The sequence below is a fragment of the Rhodococcus sp. PD04 genome (assembly GCF_035918275.1).
Lineage (GTDB): Bacteria > Actinomycetota > Actinomycetes > Mycobacteriales > Mycobacteriaceae > Rhodococcus > Rhodococcus rhodochrous.
The window spans coordinates 3,032,837-3,047,967 of sequence record NZ_CP142143.1 but is presented as its reverse complement, the minus strand read 5'-3'; the positions used below and the strand labels follow the sequence as shown (position 1 = coordinate 3,047,967).

Genomic DNA, 15,131 nt, shown 5'->3' with positions numbered 1-15,131 from the left:
TACGCAGTGAGCCTGGTCCTTTTGCCCGCAGTCGACGTCGTCAACGGTGAAGCAGTTCGCCTCGTTCAGGGAGAGGCGGGCAGCGAGACCGGCTACGGTTCGCCCCGCGACGCCGCCCTCGAATGGCAGAACGCCGGAGCCGAATGGGTGCACATGGTCGACCTCGACGCGGCGTTCGGTCGCGGCGACAACCGCGTCCTCCTCGCCGAGGTCATCGGCGAACTCGACGTGAAGGTCGAGCTGTCGGGCGGCATCCGCGACGACGAGACCCTCGCCGCGGCCCTCGCGACCGGCTGCGCCCGCGTCAACCTCGGCACCGCCGCGATCGAGAATCCCGAGTGGTGCTCGCGCGTCATCGGCGAGTTCGGCGACCGCATCGCCGTGGGTCTCGACGTCAAGCTCCTCGATGGCCGGTGGCGGCTGCGCGGCCGCGGCTGGGTCTCCGACGGCGGTGACCTGTGGGAGGTGCTCGAACGTCTCGAACGCGACGGCTGCTCGCGCTACGTCGTCACCGACGTCACCAAGGACGGCACCCTCTCCGGCCCCAATCTCGATCTGCTCCGCGAGGTGTGCGCGGCCACCGAATCGCCGGTCGTCGCCTCCGGTGGCGTCTCGACCGTCGACGACCTGCGTGCCATCGCGACGCTCGTCGACGAGGGTGTGGAAGGTGCCATCGTCGGAAAGGCGCTGTACGCGGGCCGATTCACGCTGACCGAGGCGCTCGACGCCGTCTCGCGCTGACCGATGACCGATCCCGCAGACCTGAACCGGCTGCTCGCCGTCGCGAGCGGTGTACTCGACGAGGTCGCGGAACGGTTCGTCGCCGGGCACGGTGCGCCGCGTTCCGTCGACAAGGGACCGAACGACTTCGCGACCGATCTCGATCTCGAACTCGAGCGGCGGATCTCCGGTGCCCTCGCCGAGCGCACCGGTATCCCCGTGCACGGTGAGGAGTTCGGCGGTCCGTCCGCAGGGGAGGGCACCGTCTGGTTGCTCGACCCGATCGACGGCACCATCAACTACTCCGCCGGGCTGCCGATGGCCGGGATCCTCCTCGCTCTCGTCGAGGACGGCGAACCGATCCTCGGCCTCACGTGGCTGCCGCTGACGAATCAGCGCTTCGCGGGAATCGCCGACGGGCCGCTGCTCGTGAACGGCAAGCCCACCGAACCGCTGCAGCCGGCCCGGCTCGAGGACGTGATGATCGCCGTCGGCAGTTTCGACATCGACAGTCGCGGTCGGGTGCCCGGCACCCGGCGTCTCGCCGTCATCACCGAGCTGAGCCGGCGCGTCGCCCGGCTGCGGATGCACGGTTCCACCGGCGCCGACCTCGCGTTCACCGCGGGAGGCGCGATCGGCGGTGCCGTGGTGTTCGGCCACCACCCCTGGGACAACGCCGCCGGTGTCGCACTCGTGCGGGCCGCCGGTGGCATCGCCACCGACTTCGCGGGCCGGCCCTGGCGGATCGGCTCCGGATCGGTGGTCGCTGCAGCGCCCGGAGTGCACGGCGAGATACTGGAGATTGTGCAGTCGGCGACGGAACAGTCCGTGGCCGAGCAGTTGGGTTCCGAAGGAGATCGAACATGACGCTGGCCGTGCGGGTCATCCCGTGCCTCGACGTGGATGCGGGGCGGGTGGTCAAGGGTGTCAACTTCGAGAACCTGCGCGATGCGGGTGATCCGGTCGAGCTCGCCGCCCTCTACAACGAACAGGGCGCCGACGAACTGACCTTCCTCGACGTCACCGCGTCGAGCGGCGACCGCGGCACCATGCTCGACGTCGTCACGCGTACCGCCGAGCAGGTGTTCATCCCGCTCACGGTCGGAGGCGGCGTCCGCACCGTCGAGGACGTCGACCGCCTGCTGCGCGCCGGCGCCGACAAGGTCTCGGTCAACACCGCGGCCATCGCCCGGCCCGAGGTGCTGCGCGAGATGTCCGAGCGATTCGGCTCGCAGTGCATCGTGCTGTCGGTCGACGCCCGCACCGTGCCCGCGGGGCAGGAACCCACGCCGAGCGGCTGGGAGGTCACCACCCACGGTGGTCGTCGCGGGACGGGCATCGACGCGGTCGAGTGGGCCCGGCGCGGCGAGGAACTCGGCGTCGGCGAGATCCTGCTCAACTCGATGGACGCCGACGGCACCAAGAACGGTTTCGACCTGAAGATGATCGAGGCCGTGCGCAAGGCCGTGCACGTGCCCGTCATCGCCTCCGGCGGTGCCGGCGCCGTCGAGCACTTCGCACCCGCCGTGCAGGCCGGTGCCGACGCGGTGCTCGCCGCGAGTGTCTTCCACTTCCGGGAGCTGACCATCGGTCAGGTCAAGGACGCGATGCGCGCGGAAGGGATCACGGTCCGATGAGCGACATCCTGAATCCGGCGATCGCCGCCCGGCTCAAGCGCAACGACGACGGCCTGTTCGCCGCCGTCGTGCAGGAGCGGACCACCGGCGCCGTCCTGATGATGGCGTGGATGGACGACGAGGCGCTCGCCCGCACCCTCGCGACCCGCAAGGCCACCTACTACTCGCGGTCGCGGCAGCAGTACTGGGTCAAGGGCGAGACGTCCGGACACACCCAGTACGTGCACGAGGTGCGCCTCGACTGCGACGGCGACACGGTGCTGCTCGTCGTCGACCAGGTCGGCGCCGCCTGCCACACCGGCACGCACACCTGCTTCGACACCGACGTCCTGCTCGAGGCACCGCAGATCGCCGAGTAGCCGGATGTCGTCCGTTCGCACGACATCGCTCGTTCCCCGCCCCTGATAGCGTCGCCGCGCGACGATCCGGAAGGGGACAGATGCGCGCGGTGACGACGCGGGTCGGTGCGATCCTCGGAGCGGCGATCGCGCTCGCGGGCCTCGTAGGCTCGCCCGCCGCGGCCGCGCCGGATCTCGCGTCGTCGGATGCACTCGCACACTGCCCGCCGATGATCGCTCTCGGCGTGGACGGCACCCTCAAGGTGGGCAAGGAAACGTCGACGGTCCATCCGATCCTCGAGCGCCTGGCGGCTCGCGGCGCGCGCACGATACGGATCGACTATCCCGGGGAGATCAGCCCGCTCGGTACCCACACCTACGACGGGTCGAAGGAACTCGGGGTCGCCGAACTCCACCGGCAGGTCGCGCGGGCGCACACGGAGTGCCCCGGGGCCGCGGTGCGCATCGTCGGTTTCTCGCAGGGGGCCGCTGTCGCCGGTGACGTCCTCGCCGACCTGGCGCGCGCCGTCGACCGACCGGCCGATCTCGCCGGTCTGCTCATCGCCGATCCGCGGACGTCCGGGACCGGCGCGGAGGTCGTGGTGCCCGCAGCCCTGCCCGGTATCTCACCGACCGGGGCGCGGGCGGGCTTCGGGGACGTTCCGGTGGCCACCGTCTGCGCTGCCGGCGATGCCGTGTGCGACATGGTCGATCCGCTGGCGGACCCCGCGGGTGCCGCGGGCCGGATCGAGGGCTATTTCGCTCTGCACCAGCACTATTCGACGCTGGTGGTCGACGGTGTCCCGTTCGTCGATGTGATGGTCGCGCTCGTCGAGCATCCGCGGACGACGGAGGTCCGGATCGTGCCGTGACGGACACGGCGCAGGACCGATCGGCGGGTCGTGCGACGGGCTGCGACAATGCCCGCATGCCTCTCATCCAGATCAGTCAGACGCCGGGCCTGTCCGACGAGCAGAAGGCCGAGGTGATCTCCGCGGTCACCCGCGCGTACGCCGAGGCCTCGGGCAAGAATCCGTCGTCGGTGTGGGTGACGATCACCGAGGTGCCCCGCGAGAACTGGGGCGTGGGCGGAACTCCGCTCGGCTGACCCGACCCGGTTCACCCCGAGTCCGTCTTCGCGCACCCCTTTCGTATCCGATGAGAATAGTGTTCTCTGTATTGAGAGCGTTATGTTCTGACGACGGGGTGAAGGGGCACGCATGTTGCTGGATCCGAGTCCGGATCAGGAGTTCTTCCGCGACACCACGGCACGGTTCCTCGCGGAGAGGGTGCCGCCGGACGGGATCCGCCGCCTCCGCGACGATCCGGACGGCTTCGCAGCCGACTACTGGCGTGCCGGGGCCGAACTCGGCTGGACCGGCCTGCTCGTCGACGAGGACCACGGCGGAGGATCGCTGAGCGGTCTCGGACTCGTCGATCTCACGCTGGTCGCCCACGAGTTCGGGCGCCACGCCGCCCCCGGGCCGCTGTGCCCCACGAACATCGCGGCGGAGATGCTCGGCCGGTACGGGAAAGACCACGAGGAGACGCTGGCGGCGCTGCTCGCCGGCCGCGCCACCGCAGCCTGGTGCCTGGACGAACCGCGCGCCGGCAGCCGGACCGCCACCGCGCCTGTGGAGATCCGGATCGACGGCGACGAGGTGGTCGTCACCGGCACCAAACGCCCCGTCGAGGCCGTCATCACCGCCGATCTCCTGCTCGTGACCGGTCGGACCGGGCAGGACGTGACCAACGTGCTCGTACCCCGCGACGCGCAGGGAGTGAACATCACGCCGCTTCGGTCGATCGACGTCACGCGGCGCTACGCCGCGGTCCACTTCGACGAGGTGCGCGTGCCGCTGAGCTCCGTCGTCGGTGGACCCGGCGGGGGAGCGGACGACGCCGCCCGCGCGCGGCGGACCGCGATCGTGATCTCCTGCGCCGAATCCGTCGGGGCGCTGCAGGCGGTCTTCGATCTCACCGTCGCATGGGCGTTCGACCGCTACTCCTTCGGTCGCCCGCTCGCCTCCTATCAGGAACTCAAGCACCGGTTCGCCGACATGAAGACCTGGATCGAGGCGAGTCACGCGATTGCCGACCGCGCGGCCGGAGCGGTCGCGACATCGAGCTCCGATGCGGACGAACTCGTCTGCGCCGCAAAGGCCTACATAGGCCAGTACGGCAGCGAGCTGGTGCAGGACTGCATCCAGATCCACGGCGGGATCGGCGTGACCTACGAACACGATCTGCACCTCTATGCGCGACGCGCGGCCGCGAACCGCTCCGGCTTCGGCACCCCGGCCGAACATCGTGCCCGTCTCGCCGACATCGTCGAACTCCGGGAGGCATCCTGATGGCCCTCGACACCTCGGACAGGGCCGACGTGACCGAGACGCTCGACGAGTTCCGGGCACGGGCGCGGGCGTGGATCGACGCCAACCTGGAACGCTCCGACTCCGCGGCCTACATCGGGGTGCTCCGCCCTGAGGCATCCGACGAGGAGGAACTGGCCCTCGTCCGGCGCGAGCGCGACATCCAGCGGGCGATGTTCGACGCGGGCTTCGCCGGCATCTGCTTTCCCCGCGAGTACGGCGGGCAGGGGCTGCCGCGCGCCTACCAGCAGGTGTTCGACGAGGAACTCGCCGGCTACGAATATCCATCCCGTCTGCAGGTGCCCACCTTCGTGCCGTGCGCGGCGGTGCTGCTCGAATTCGGGACCGAGGAACAGAAACGCCGCCACATCCCCGCCATCCTGAAGGGCGAGGAACTGTGGATGCAGATGCTCTCCGAACCCAGCGGCGGATCCGACGTCGCCGCCGCCGTCACCACCGCGGTCCGCGACGGTGAGGACTGGATCCTCAACGGATCGAAGATCTGGACCACCGGTGCGTGGTGGTCGGACTGGGCGCTGTGCCTGGCCCGCACCGACTGGGACGTCCCGAAGAACCGGGGACTGACCGTCTTCATGATTCCGCTGAAGCAACCCTCGGTCGAGGTGCACCGCATCGAGATGCTCAGCGGCTCGAAGGAGTTCTGCCAGGAATTCCTGACGGATGTGCGTGTCCCCGACAGCGACCGGCTCGGCGAGGTCGACGACGGCTGGACCGTGGGCACCCGCTGGATGTTCCACGAGCGCATGTACCGGAACTCGCCGTACACGACGATCCCGGCGGGGGTCTCGCGCGGCGCCTCGCGGATGCCCGAGCTGTTCGCCGTGGCCCACGACGCCGGCCGGCTCGACGACCCGCTCGCCCGCGACCTCCTCGGGGAGGCGCGGATGCTCGAACTGGTCAAGCAGTCCCTCGAACAGCGGGTGTCCACGGGCGTGGCGACGCGGACCATGTCGGACCAGGCCGCGAGCATCGCCCGCCTGATGTCCGGTGTCGTGGAGAGCCGCCTCGTCACCATCGGCTACGAGTTCACCGACGCCAACGGTGCCGCCTGGGACGAGACCGACGGAGCGGTCGCGCAGCGCGGCGTCGACCATCTGATGCGGCAGGTGTGGTGCATCGCGGGCGGGACGACGGAGATGGCGCGCAACGCCATCAGCGAACGCGTGCTCGGCATGCCGCGTGAGCGCAGCCACGACCCGAACATCCCGTTCCGGGACGTGCCGAGGAGCCGCCCCGCCACGTGACGGGCGCACGGCGGGTGGGGCGATAGCTCAGGCCTTGCCGATACCGCCGGCGATCCCCTCGTCGATCTGCTCGACCAGGGCGGAGCCCAGGCGCGCGAGCGCGCGCACCTGGTCGTCGTCGAGGCCGTCGAACACGAGCCTGCGCACCGCCTCGACGTGGCTCGGTGCAGCCTCGACGACGGTGTCGTAGCCGGCATCGGTGAGCACTGCGTACGAACCGCGACTGCCCGGAACCGGTTCCCGCTGCACCCAGCCGCGCTTCTCGAGGCGCGTGACGACGTGCGAGAGCCGCGACAGCGACGCGTTCGCCTCGGCGGCGAGAGCGTTGAGACGCAACCGGCGCTCGGGGTTCTCGGAGAGCAGTGCGAGGACGAAGTACTCGAAGTGCGTCATGTCGGAGTCGCGCTGCATCTGGGTGTCGAGCGCGGCCGGCAGTCGTGTGACGACGGAGACGAGTGCCCGCCAGGCGTTCTGCTGCGTCGGATCGAGCCACCGCGGGTCCTCGTTGCTCATACCTGCTCCTCGCTCGTTCGATCTCGCTGTCGCAGCCGGCCGAGGTCGGGAATGGCCGCGCGACGGGTTCTCCTCTATGATACTTGAAGCTTCAACTTGAGGGGATGTCATGACCACCGAATCCGCGACCACGCCCGCCCTGTTCCTCAGTCACGGCGCCCCGCCGCTCGTCGACAGCGAACTGTGGGTGTCGCAGCTGCAGCGCTGGGCGGCCGATCTGCCGCGCCCCACGGCGATCCTCGTGGTCTCGGCGCACTGGGAATCCGCTCCGCTGACCATCGGTTCGACGACCACCGGAACCCCGCTCGTGTACGACTTCGGGGGCTTCCCACGTCGCTTCTACGAGGTGACCTACACCAGCCCCGGCGCCCCCGAACTCGCCCGGCAGGTCGCGGCGCTGATGCCCGACGACGAACCGGTCGTGCAGCAACCGCACCGCGGACTCGACCACGGCGCCTACGTGCCGCTGACCGTCATGTACCCGGACGCCGACATCCCCGTGCTGCAGATCTCCCTGCCCACACTGGATCCGGAACGCCTGCTGCAGCTGGGCGCACGACTGCGGCCGCTGCGCGAGCAGGGCGTGCTCATCATCGGATCCGGGTTCACCACACACGGTCTGCCCTTCCTGCGCGACCCGCGCCCCGAGGCGCCCGCACCGGGCTGGTCCGCGGAGTTCGACCACTGGACCGCCGAGCAACTCGCGCGCGGCGACGTCGACGCGCTGCTCGACTTCCGGCACCGCGCACCGGGCATGCCCTACGCGCATCCGACGGTCGAGCACTTCGCTCCGCTGTTCGTCACCCTCGGTGCCTCCGATGCCCCCGGTCGCGGCATCGACCAGGTCGTCGACGGCTTCTGGATGGGCCTGGCCAAGCGCTCGTTCCAGGTCGCCTGACGGCGGCTGCAGGGCCGGACGAGGTCCCTGGGATGATGGGGCGCATGTCCGGCGAGCCCACCACCATTCCCGCAGCCACCACCGACTCCTCGGGTGGCGGCCGTTCCGATTCGACGACCACCCGCGAGCAGTTCCGCCAGCTGGCCGCCGAGCACCGCGTGGTCCCGGTGACCCGCAAGGTGCTCGCGGATGCGGAGACCCCGCTGTCGGCCTATCGCAAGCTCGCGGCCGACCGCCCCGGGACGTTCCTGCTCGAGTCGGCGGAGAACGGCCGGTCGTGGTCGCGGTGGTCGTTCATCGGTGCCGGGAGCCCGGCGGCGCTGACCGTCGTCGACGGCGACGCCGCCTGGTACGGCAACGTCCCGGCCGGCGCGCCCACGGGCGGCAACCCCGTCGACGTCCTCGGCGAGACCCTCCAGTTGCTCCACACCGACCGCATCCACGGACTGCCGCCCCTCACCAGCGGCATGGTGGGTTATCTCGGCTACGACGTCGTCCGCCATCTCGAGAAGCTGCCGACGCTCGCCGAGGACGATCTGCAGATCCCCGAGATGGTGATGCTGCTGGCCACCGACCTCGCGGCCGTCGACCACCACGAGGGCATGATCTGGCTCATCGCCAACGCCGTGAACTGGGACGGCTCCGACGAGCGCGTCGACGAGGCCTACGACGACGCCGTCGCCCGCCTCGACCGGATGACGGAGGCGCTCGCAGCCCCCGCACCGGCCACCGTCGCGACCTACTCGCGACCCGAACCCGACTACCGCCGTCAGCGCACCACCGAGTCGTTCTGCACGGACGTCCGCAAACTGATCGGCGACATCGAGGCCGGTGAGGCCTTCCAGGTGGTGCTCTCGCAACGCTTCGAGATCGACTGCGACGCAGAGCCGATCGACGTCTACCGGATGCTCCGTGCGTCCAATCCCAGCCCGTACATGTTCCTGCTCCACATCCCGGGCCCGGACGGCGAGACGGCCTTCTCGATCGTCGGGTCGAGCCCGGAGGCGCTCGTGACCGTCTCGGACGGGGTGGCCACCACCCATCCCATCGCCGGGACCCGGTGGCGCGGTGCGAACGAGGAGGAGGACATCCTGCTCGAGAAGGACCTCGTCCACGACGAGAAGGAGAACGCCGAGCACCTCATGCTCGTCGATCTCGGCCGCAACGATCTCGGCCGGGTGTGCACGCCGGGCACCGTCGAGGTGCACGACTACCGCCACATCGAGCGGTACAGCCACGTGATGCACCTCGTCTCCACGGTCACCGGGCGACTCGCGGAGGGCAAGCACGCCCTCGACGCCGTCACGGCCTGTTTCCCCGCCGGAACCCTGTCGGGGGCGCCCAAGGTGCGTGCGATGGAACTGATCGAGGAACTCGAACCCACCCGCCGCGGCATCTACGGCGGCATCGTCGGTTATCTCGATTTCGCGGGCGACGCCGACACCGCCATCGCCATCCGGTCCGCCCTCGTCAAGGACGGCGTCGCCTACGTGCAGGCGGGTGCCGGCATCGTCGCCGACTCCGATCCGGAGGCGGAGGACACCGAGGCCCGCAACAAGGCCATGTCCGCCCTCGCCGCCGTGGCCGCAGCATCCACCCTCACCACCTACGGCGGTGACGCACGGTGACCGCGGAGACGCCGGACGCCGGCGCCACCACCGGGCGCCGCCGCCGGCCGACCGTGATCGCCGCCCTGCTGCTCGGCATCGGTGCGGCCCTGCTGTGGGCGTCGAGCCGGATGACGTGGGTCACCGCGGTCTCGGCCGACGGACTCGGGATCGACCGCGTCGACGACCTCGAGGGCGGCCGCTGGGCGGCGGCGCTGACCCCGCTCGCCCTCGTGCTGCTCGCTGCGGTCGCCGCCGTCTTCGCGGTACGCGGATTCGCGCTGCGCCTCGTCTCGCTCGTGGTCGCGGTCGTCGCCGTCGCGGCCGCGATCCCCGCCGTGCGGTTGCTCACCGGCGACGCCGATCCCGAGACCGCGGCCGGTGTCGCGGCGCTGCCGGACCGCGCGACCGTGACCGCCCTCGAGACCTATCCGCTGCCGGCCGTCCTCGCGATCGTCGGCGCCGTCGCGGCTCTCGCCGCGGCCGTGACGTTGTGGCGCACCCCGCGCGAGGCGGCCGGACTGTCGTCGAAGTACGACGCCCCGGCCGCACGTCGCGAGGCGGCCGCCCGGCGCGCCGAGAACGACGAACCCCTGTCCGAACGCGGTCTGTGGGACGCGCTGGACGCAGGTGAGGATCCCACCGACGACGGTGGCGAAGGTGATACGGACACCCGCCGGTGACCGCTGTAAACCACTTCACTACTCTTCTAGACAGATCCGATGAGCTTGATCACATCGGGATTGAGCAGGGTGGGAAAGGACTCGAGCCACGATGACAGTTCTCGATTCGATTCTCGAAGGAGTGCGAGCCGACGTCGCCGCCCGTGAGGCGGCTCTCGATCTTGCCTCCGTCAAGGCTGCCGCCGCGGCCGCGCCCCCACCGATCGACGCCAAGGCCGCGCTGCGCGAACCGGGCATCGCGGTCATCGCCGAAGTGAAGCGTGCCAGCCCCTCGAAGGGCGCTCTCGCCGACATCGCCGATCCTGCCGAGCTCGCAGCAGCGTACGAGTCCGGAGGCGCTCGCGCCATCAGCGTTCTCACCGAGGAACGCCGATTCCACGGCAGCCTCGCCGATCTCGACGCCGTACGTCGCGTCGTCCGTATTCCCGTGCTGCGCAAGGACTTCGTGGTCGGTCCCTACCAGATCCACGAGGCGCGGGCACACGGCGCCGACATCGTGCTCCTCATCGTCGCGGCACTCGAGCAGACCGTGCTGACGGCGCTGATCGACCGTGTCGAGTCGCTCGGCATGACCGCACTGGTCGAGGCGCACACCGAGGAGGAGGCCGATCGCGCCCTCGAGGCCGGCGCCACCGTCATCGGCATCAACGCCCGCAACCTCAAGACCCTCGAGGTCGACAAGACGACCTTCTCGCGCATCGCGCCGGGCCTGCCCAGCAACGTGCTCAAGATCGCCGAATCCGGTGTCCGCGGCCCGGCCGATCTGCTCGCGTACGCGGGTGCCGGCGCCGACGCGGTGCTCGTCGGAGAGGGACTGGTGACCAGTGGGGATCCGCGCCAGGCAGTCGCCGAACTGGTGACGGTGGGCACGCATCCGTCGTGCCCCAAGCCCGCACGCTGACCGTCCCGGCCGGTCCGGACCCCCACGTGATCCGCATCGCGTGGTGGGGCAGACTGGACGCGTGACTGCAGACGATTCCGCACTTTCCGCCAAGGGCCGAGGGCTTCCCTCGATGAGCGAAGCCCTCGCCACTCCGACCGCGCACGAACCCGACGTCCGCGGCCATTTCGGAGTCTTCGGTGGCCGCTATGTGCCCGAGGCGCTCATGGCGGTGATCGAGGAGGTCACCGCTGCCTACGAGAAGGAACGCGTCGATCCCGGCTTCCTCGCCGAACTCGACCGCCTGCAGCGCGACTACACCGGCCGCCCGTCCCCGGTCTACGAGGCCACCCGCCTGAGCGAACACGCCGGCGGAGCGCGCATCTTCCTCAAGCGCGAGGATCTCAACCACACCGGCTCGCACAAGATCAACAACGTGCTCGGGCAGGTACTGCTCGCCAAGCGCATGGGCAAGACCCGCGTGATCGCCGAGACCGGTGCCGGCCAGCACGGCGTCGCCACCGCCACAGCGTGCGCGCTGCTCGGTCTCGAGTGCCGCGTCTACATGGGCGAGGTCGACACCGAACGACAGGCTCTCAACGTCGCGCGCATGCGTCTGCTCGGCTCCGAGGTCATAGCCGCCAAGACCGGCTCGCGCACCCTCAAGGATGCGATCAACGAGGCGATGCGCGACTGGGTCACCAACGCCGACAACACCTACTACTGCTTCGGCACCGCCGCCGGCCCGCACCCCTTCCCGGCGATGGTCCGCGACTTCCAGCGCATCATCGGTCTCGAGGCGCGCGTCCAGATCCGCGAGCTCACCGGTCGCCTGCCCGACGCCGTCGTCGCCTGCGTCGGTGGCGGATCGAACGCGATCGGCATCTTCCACCCGTTCATCGACGACCCGTCCGTCAAGCTCGTCGGCTGCGAGGCCGGGGGAGACGGCGTGGAGACCGGACGGCACGCCGCCACCATCGGCGGCGGCACCCACGGTGCTCTGCACGGCGCGTTCTCGTACCTGCTGCAGAACGAGGACGGCCAGACCATCGAATCGCACTCGATCTCCGCGGGTCTCGACTATCCCGGCGTCGGCCCCGAACACGCCTGGCTCGCCGACACCGGCCGGGCCGAGTACCGCGCCGTCACCGACAGCGAGGCCATGGAGGCCTTCGCGCTGCTGTGCCGCACCGAGGGCATCATCCCCGCGATCGAGTCGGCCCACGCCGTCGCCGGTGCCGTGAAGCTCGGTCCCGAACTCGGCAAGGGTGCCATCGTCCTGGTCAACCTCTCCGGCCGCGGGGACAAGGACGTCGACACCGCCGCCAAGTGGTTCGGCTACCTGCCGACCGACGAGTCCGAGTCCGAGTCCGCCGAGCGGACCGGCACCGAAGGAGCAGCCCAGTGAGCGCCCCGCACGAACGCCTGACCGAGATCTTCGCGACCTGCCGCGCCGAGAACCGCGCCGCACTGGTCGGTTACCTGCCGGTCGGCTATCCCACCGTCGAGCGCTCCGTCGAGGCGATGAAGACCCTCGTCGAGGGTGGCTGCGATCTCATCGAGGTCGGCATCCCCTACAGCGACCCGGTGATGGACGGCACCACCATCCAGAACGCGGCGTTCGAAGCGATCGCCAACGGCGTCCGAGTCCGCGACGTCTTTCCGGCCGTCGAAGCGATCACGGCCGCCGGTGGCGCCGCGGTCGTGATGACCTACTGGAACCTCGTGATCAAGTACGGCGTCGAGAATTTCGCCCGCGACCTCGCGGCCGCGGGTGGACTCGGCATCATCACGCCCGACCTCGTCCCGGACGAGGCGGAGGAATGGATCGCCGCAGCCGACAAGTACGGACTCGGCCGGATCTTCCTGGTCGCACCGTCGTCGACCAACGAGCGCCTCGCGACCACCCTCGACAAGTGCCGCGGCTTCGTCTACGCCACCTCGACCATGGGCGTCACCGGTGCCCGCGACAGCGTCGACAACCGCGCGCCGGAGATCGTCGCCCGGGTGCGCACGCATTCCGACATCCCGGTCGGTGTCGGTCTCGGTGTGCGCAACGGTGCCCAGGCCGCGGAGATCGCGGGCTACGCAGACGGTGTCATCGTCGGCTCGGCGCTGGTCTCCGCCGTCGCCGAGGGGCACGACGCGTTGCTCGCACTGACTCGGGATCTCGCGAAGGGCGTTCGCTCCGCTAACGTGCACTCGTGACATCCACTGCGTCTGTTCTGGCCTATCTGCCGAGTCCGCCGCAGGGCGTCTGGTATCTCGGACCGTTCGCCCTCCGCGCCTACGCCCTGTGCATCATCGTCGGGATCGTCGTGGCGATCTGGTGGGGCGACCGCCGTTGGGTCGCGCGCGGCGGACAGGCCGGCACCGTCCTCGACATCGCCGTGTGGGCGGTGCCCTTCGGCCTGATCGGTGGGCGGCTCTACCACGTCGCCACCGACTGGCAGAAGTACTTCGGCGACGGCAACGACCCGGTCGACGCCCTGAAGATCTGGGAGGGCGGCCTCGGCATCTGGGGTGCGGTCGCCTTCGGTGCGCTCGGTGCGTGGATCGGGTGCCGTCGGCGGGGGATCCCGCTTCCGGCCTTCGGGGACGCCCTCGCCCCGGCCATCCTGCTGGCGCAGGCCATCGGACGTCTCGGCAACTGGTTCAACCAGGAACTCTACGGTCGCGAGACCACGGTGGCGTGGGGCCTCGAGATCTACGAACGGCGCAACGACGCCGGACAGGTCGCGCCCGGGCTGGTCGACGGTGTGTCCACCGGCGAGGTGGCATTCGTCGTGCACCCGACATTCCTCTACGAGCTGCTGTGGAACGTCCTCGTCGTGCTGCTGCTGGTGTTCGTCGACCGGAGGTTCACGATCGGCCACGGACGCCTGTTCGCCCTGTACGTCGCCGGGTACTGCGCGGGCCGGTTCTGGATCGAGCTCATGCGCACCGACGCGGCGACCCAGATCGCAGGTATCCGGATCAACACGTTCACCTCGGGCATCGTGTTCGTGCTCGCGGTCGCCTACTTCGTCCTCGCACGCAAGGGCCGCGAGGACCCGGCGTCGTTGAACCCGGCCGGTTCCGCCCCGGCGTCGGCGGATGTCGAGTCGGACGGTTCGGACTCGGCGGATGCCGAGTCGGGCAGCTCGGACTCGGCGGATGCCGCCTCGGGCAGCTCGTCGTCCGCCGCCGGTAGAGTCGACGAAGCGACGTCCGGAGACAGCAAGGGGGATCACTCGTGACCACACAGGACCCGGGAACTTCGGGAGCATCCGATTCGGAGTCTGCCAAGCCGGAGCCCGACAAGACGGAGCCTGCCAAGCCCGACCTGACGAAGCCGAGCGAGTCCGCCTCCGGCGCCGATACGCCGGAGCGGTCCTCGGAGAGCGAACACACCCCGCCGCCCGATCTCGGACGCGCGTTCGACTACGACGCCACCGCGCAGGCGTCGCTGTCCGCTCAACCGCCGACCCTCGACTCCCTCGGTGGTGCCACCGGTACCCCGGGGCCGGGGTGGGACACCTACTCCGGTGTCGGCAACGGACCGGGCTGGGGTACCACGCCCAGCTACCCGCCGCCGGCCGAGCACGAGTCCGACTATCCGTCCCCGGGCGACTATCCCTACGGCGAGCATCAGGGCCGGCCCGAGACCGGCACCGGACCGGTCTACGGGACCCCCGATCCGCACTTCCCGATCGGGTCCCCGCAGCAGGACCCGTCACAGGGGCGGTACACCGGTCCGCAGGGATCGCACCAGGCGCCGGGTTACGGTCCGCCGCCGCAGGGCGGGCAGGGATACGGTCCGCCGCCCGGCTACGGGGTGATGCCCGCCTACGGATACCCCGACCCGTCGAACCCGTACGGTCGCGACGCCGCAGCCCCCTTCGGACGCGATCCCTACACCGGCGAGCCGTACTCCGACAAGAGCAAGGTCACCGCCGGTGTGCTGGAGATCCTGCTCGGCCCCTTCGGCGCCGGACGCTTCTACCTCGACCAGCCGGGTACGGCGGTCGCGCAGATCGCCGTCACATGGCTCACCTGCGGTATCGGAGGCATCTGGCCGCTCATCGACGGCATCCTCATGCTCACCGGCAAGGTCCGCGACAAGAACGGACGCCAGCTCCGTCCGTGACATCCCGACGTCTCCGTCCCGTCAGCACCCCGGCGACACGCGCCAGGGTGCTGGGATGGAGGCTCGCAGGCTCGGAGGCTAGGCTCGAA

The 15,131-nt window shown here is 70.1% G+C and carries 17 protein-coding genes; 16 read left to right on the top strand and 1 reads right to left on the bottom strand.

Annotation, left to right across the window (positions count from 1 at the left end):
* The first annotated feature begins 6 nt into the window (after nucleotides 1-6).
* From priA to U9J23_RS14020, 8 genes are all read left to right on the top strand, one after another.
* Nucleotides 7-741, top strand: a complete 735-nt coding sequence (priA, locus tag U9J23_RS14055) for a bifunctional 1-(5-phosphoribosyl)-5-((5-phosphoribosylamino)methylideneamino)imidazole-4-carboxamide isomerase/phosphoribosylanthranilate isomerase PriA (protein ID WP_326598470.1) — start codon at nucleotides 7-9, stop codon at nucleotides 739-741.
* A 3-nt stretch (nucleotides 742-744) separates the two neighbouring features.
* Nucleotides 745-1,587 carry an inositol monophosphatase family protein gene (locus tag U9J23_RS14050; RefSeq protein WP_016696030.1) on the top strand — a complete coding sequence of 281 codons (843 nt, stop codon included), beginning with the start codon at nucleotides 745-747 and terminating at the stop codon, nucleotides 1,585-1,587.
* Entirely contained in the window at nucleotides 1,584-2,357 is a 774-nt protein-coding gene (gene hisF / locus U9J23_RS14045; RefSeq protein ID WP_016696031.1) for an imidazole glycerol phosphate synthase subunit HisF, read from the top strand. The genes U9J23_RS14050 and hisF overlap by 4 nt, the downstream gene beginning before the upstream one ends.
* A complete protein-coding gene (gene hisI, locus U9J23_RS14040; protein WP_016696032.1) occupies nucleotides 2,354-2,716 on the top strand; it encodes a phosphoribosyl-AMP cyclohydrolase in 363 nt (120 codons plus the stop codon). Before hisF ends, hisI begins: the two co-directional genes overlap by 4 nt.
* A gap of 80 nt (nucleotides 2,717-2,796) precedes the next feature.
* Complete coding sequence (locus tag U9J23_RS14035; RefSeq protein ID WP_059381010.1) at nucleotides 2,797-3,567, top strand: cutinase family protein; 771 nt, start codon at nucleotides 2,797-2,799, stop codon at nucleotides 3,565-3,567.
* Nucleotides 3,568-3,623: 56 nt separating this feature from the next.
* Entirely contained in the window at nucleotides 3,624-3,803 is a 180-nt protein-coding gene (locus tag U9J23_RS14030) for a tautomerase family protein (protein ID WP_016935788.1), read from the top strand.
* Nucleotides 3,804-3,915: 112 nt separating this feature from the next.
* A complete protein-coding gene (locus tag U9J23_RS14025; RefSeq protein ID WP_059381011.1) occupies nucleotides 3,916-5,049 on the top strand; it encodes an acyl-CoA dehydrogenase family protein in 1,134 nt (377 codons plus the stop codon).
* Nucleotides 5,049-6,332, top strand: a complete 1,284-nt coding sequence (locus U9J23_RS14020; RefSeq protein WP_085468364.1) for an acyl-CoA dehydrogenase family protein — start codon at nucleotides 5,049-5,051, stop codon at nucleotides 6,330-6,332. The genes U9J23_RS14025 and U9J23_RS14020 overlap by 1 nt, the downstream gene beginning before the upstream one ends.
* Before the next feature lie 27 nt (nucleotides 6,333-6,359).
* On the opposite strand, the gene U9J23_RS14015 is transcribed toward U9J23_RS14020, so the two are convergent.
* Nucleotides 6,360-6,845, bottom strand: a complete 486-nt coding sequence (locus U9J23_RS14015; protein WP_059381013.1) for a MarR family winged helix-turn-helix transcriptional regulator — start codon at nucleotides 6,843-6,845, stop codon at nucleotides 6,360-6,362.
* A 109-nt stretch (nucleotides 6,846-6,954) separates the two neighbouring features.
* Between U9J23_RS14015 and U9J23_RS14010 the strand changes: the two genes are divergently transcribed.
* From U9J23_RS14010 to U9J23_RS13975, 8 genes are all read left to right on the top strand, one after another.
* Nucleotides 6,955-7,743 carry a dioxygenase family protein gene (locus U9J23_RS14010; RefSeq protein WP_059381014.1) on the top strand — a complete coding sequence of 263 codons (789 nt, stop codon included), beginning with the start codon at nucleotides 6,955-6,957 and terminating at the stop codon, nucleotides 7,741-7,743.
* A gap of 44 nt (nucleotides 7,744-7,787) precedes the next feature.
* Nucleotides 7,788-9,371: an anthranilate synthase component I gene (locus tag U9J23_RS14005; RefSeq protein ID WP_176569465.1), complete on the top strand. Its 1,584-nt coding sequence runs from the start codon at nucleotides 7,788-7,790 to the stop codon at nucleotides 9,369-9,371.
* Nucleotides 9,368-10,033: a TIGR02234 family membrane protein gene (locus U9J23_RS14000; RefSeq protein WP_059381016.1), complete on the top strand. Its 666-nt coding sequence runs from the start codon at nucleotides 9,368-9,370 to the stop codon at nucleotides 10,031-10,033. The genes U9J23_RS14005 and U9J23_RS14000 overlap by 4 nt, the downstream gene beginning before the upstream one ends.
* A gap of 91 nt (nucleotides 10,034-10,124) precedes the next feature.
* Nucleotides 10,125-10,934, top strand: coding sequence for an indole-3-glycerol phosphate synthase TrpC (trpC, locus tag U9J23_RS13995; RefSeq protein ID WP_059381017.1), 810 nt, complete (start codon nucleotides 10,125-10,127; stop codon nucleotides 10,932-10,934).
* 112 nt (nucleotides 10,935-11,046) lie between these two features.
* On the top strand, nucleotides 11,047-12,321 hold the full coding sequence (gene trpB, locus U9J23_RS13990) for a tryptophan synthase subunit beta (RefSeq protein WP_059381018.1): 1,275 nt from the start codon (nucleotides 11,047-11,049) through the stop codon (nucleotides 12,319-12,321).
* Entirely contained in the window at nucleotides 12,318-13,121 is an 804-nt protein-coding gene (trpA, locus tag U9J23_RS13985) for a tryptophan synthase subunit alpha (RefSeq protein ID WP_059381019.1), read from the top strand. The genes trpB and trpA overlap by 4 nt, the downstream gene beginning before the upstream one ends.
* Nucleotides 13,118-14,152: a prolipoprotein diacylglyceryl transferase gene (gene lgt / locus U9J23_RS13980; protein WP_059381020.1), complete on the top strand. Its 1,035-nt coding sequence runs from the start codon at nucleotides 13,118-13,120 to the stop codon at nucleotides 14,150-14,152. Before trpA ends, lgt begins: the two co-directional genes overlap by 4 nt.
* Entirely contained in the window at nucleotides 14,149-15,042 is an 894-nt protein-coding gene (locus U9J23_RS13975; RefSeq protein WP_229579292.1) for a TM2 domain-containing protein, read from the top strand. Before lgt ends, U9J23_RS13975 begins: the two co-directional genes overlap by 4 nt.
* Nucleotides 15,043-15,131: the final 89 nt, after the last annotated feature.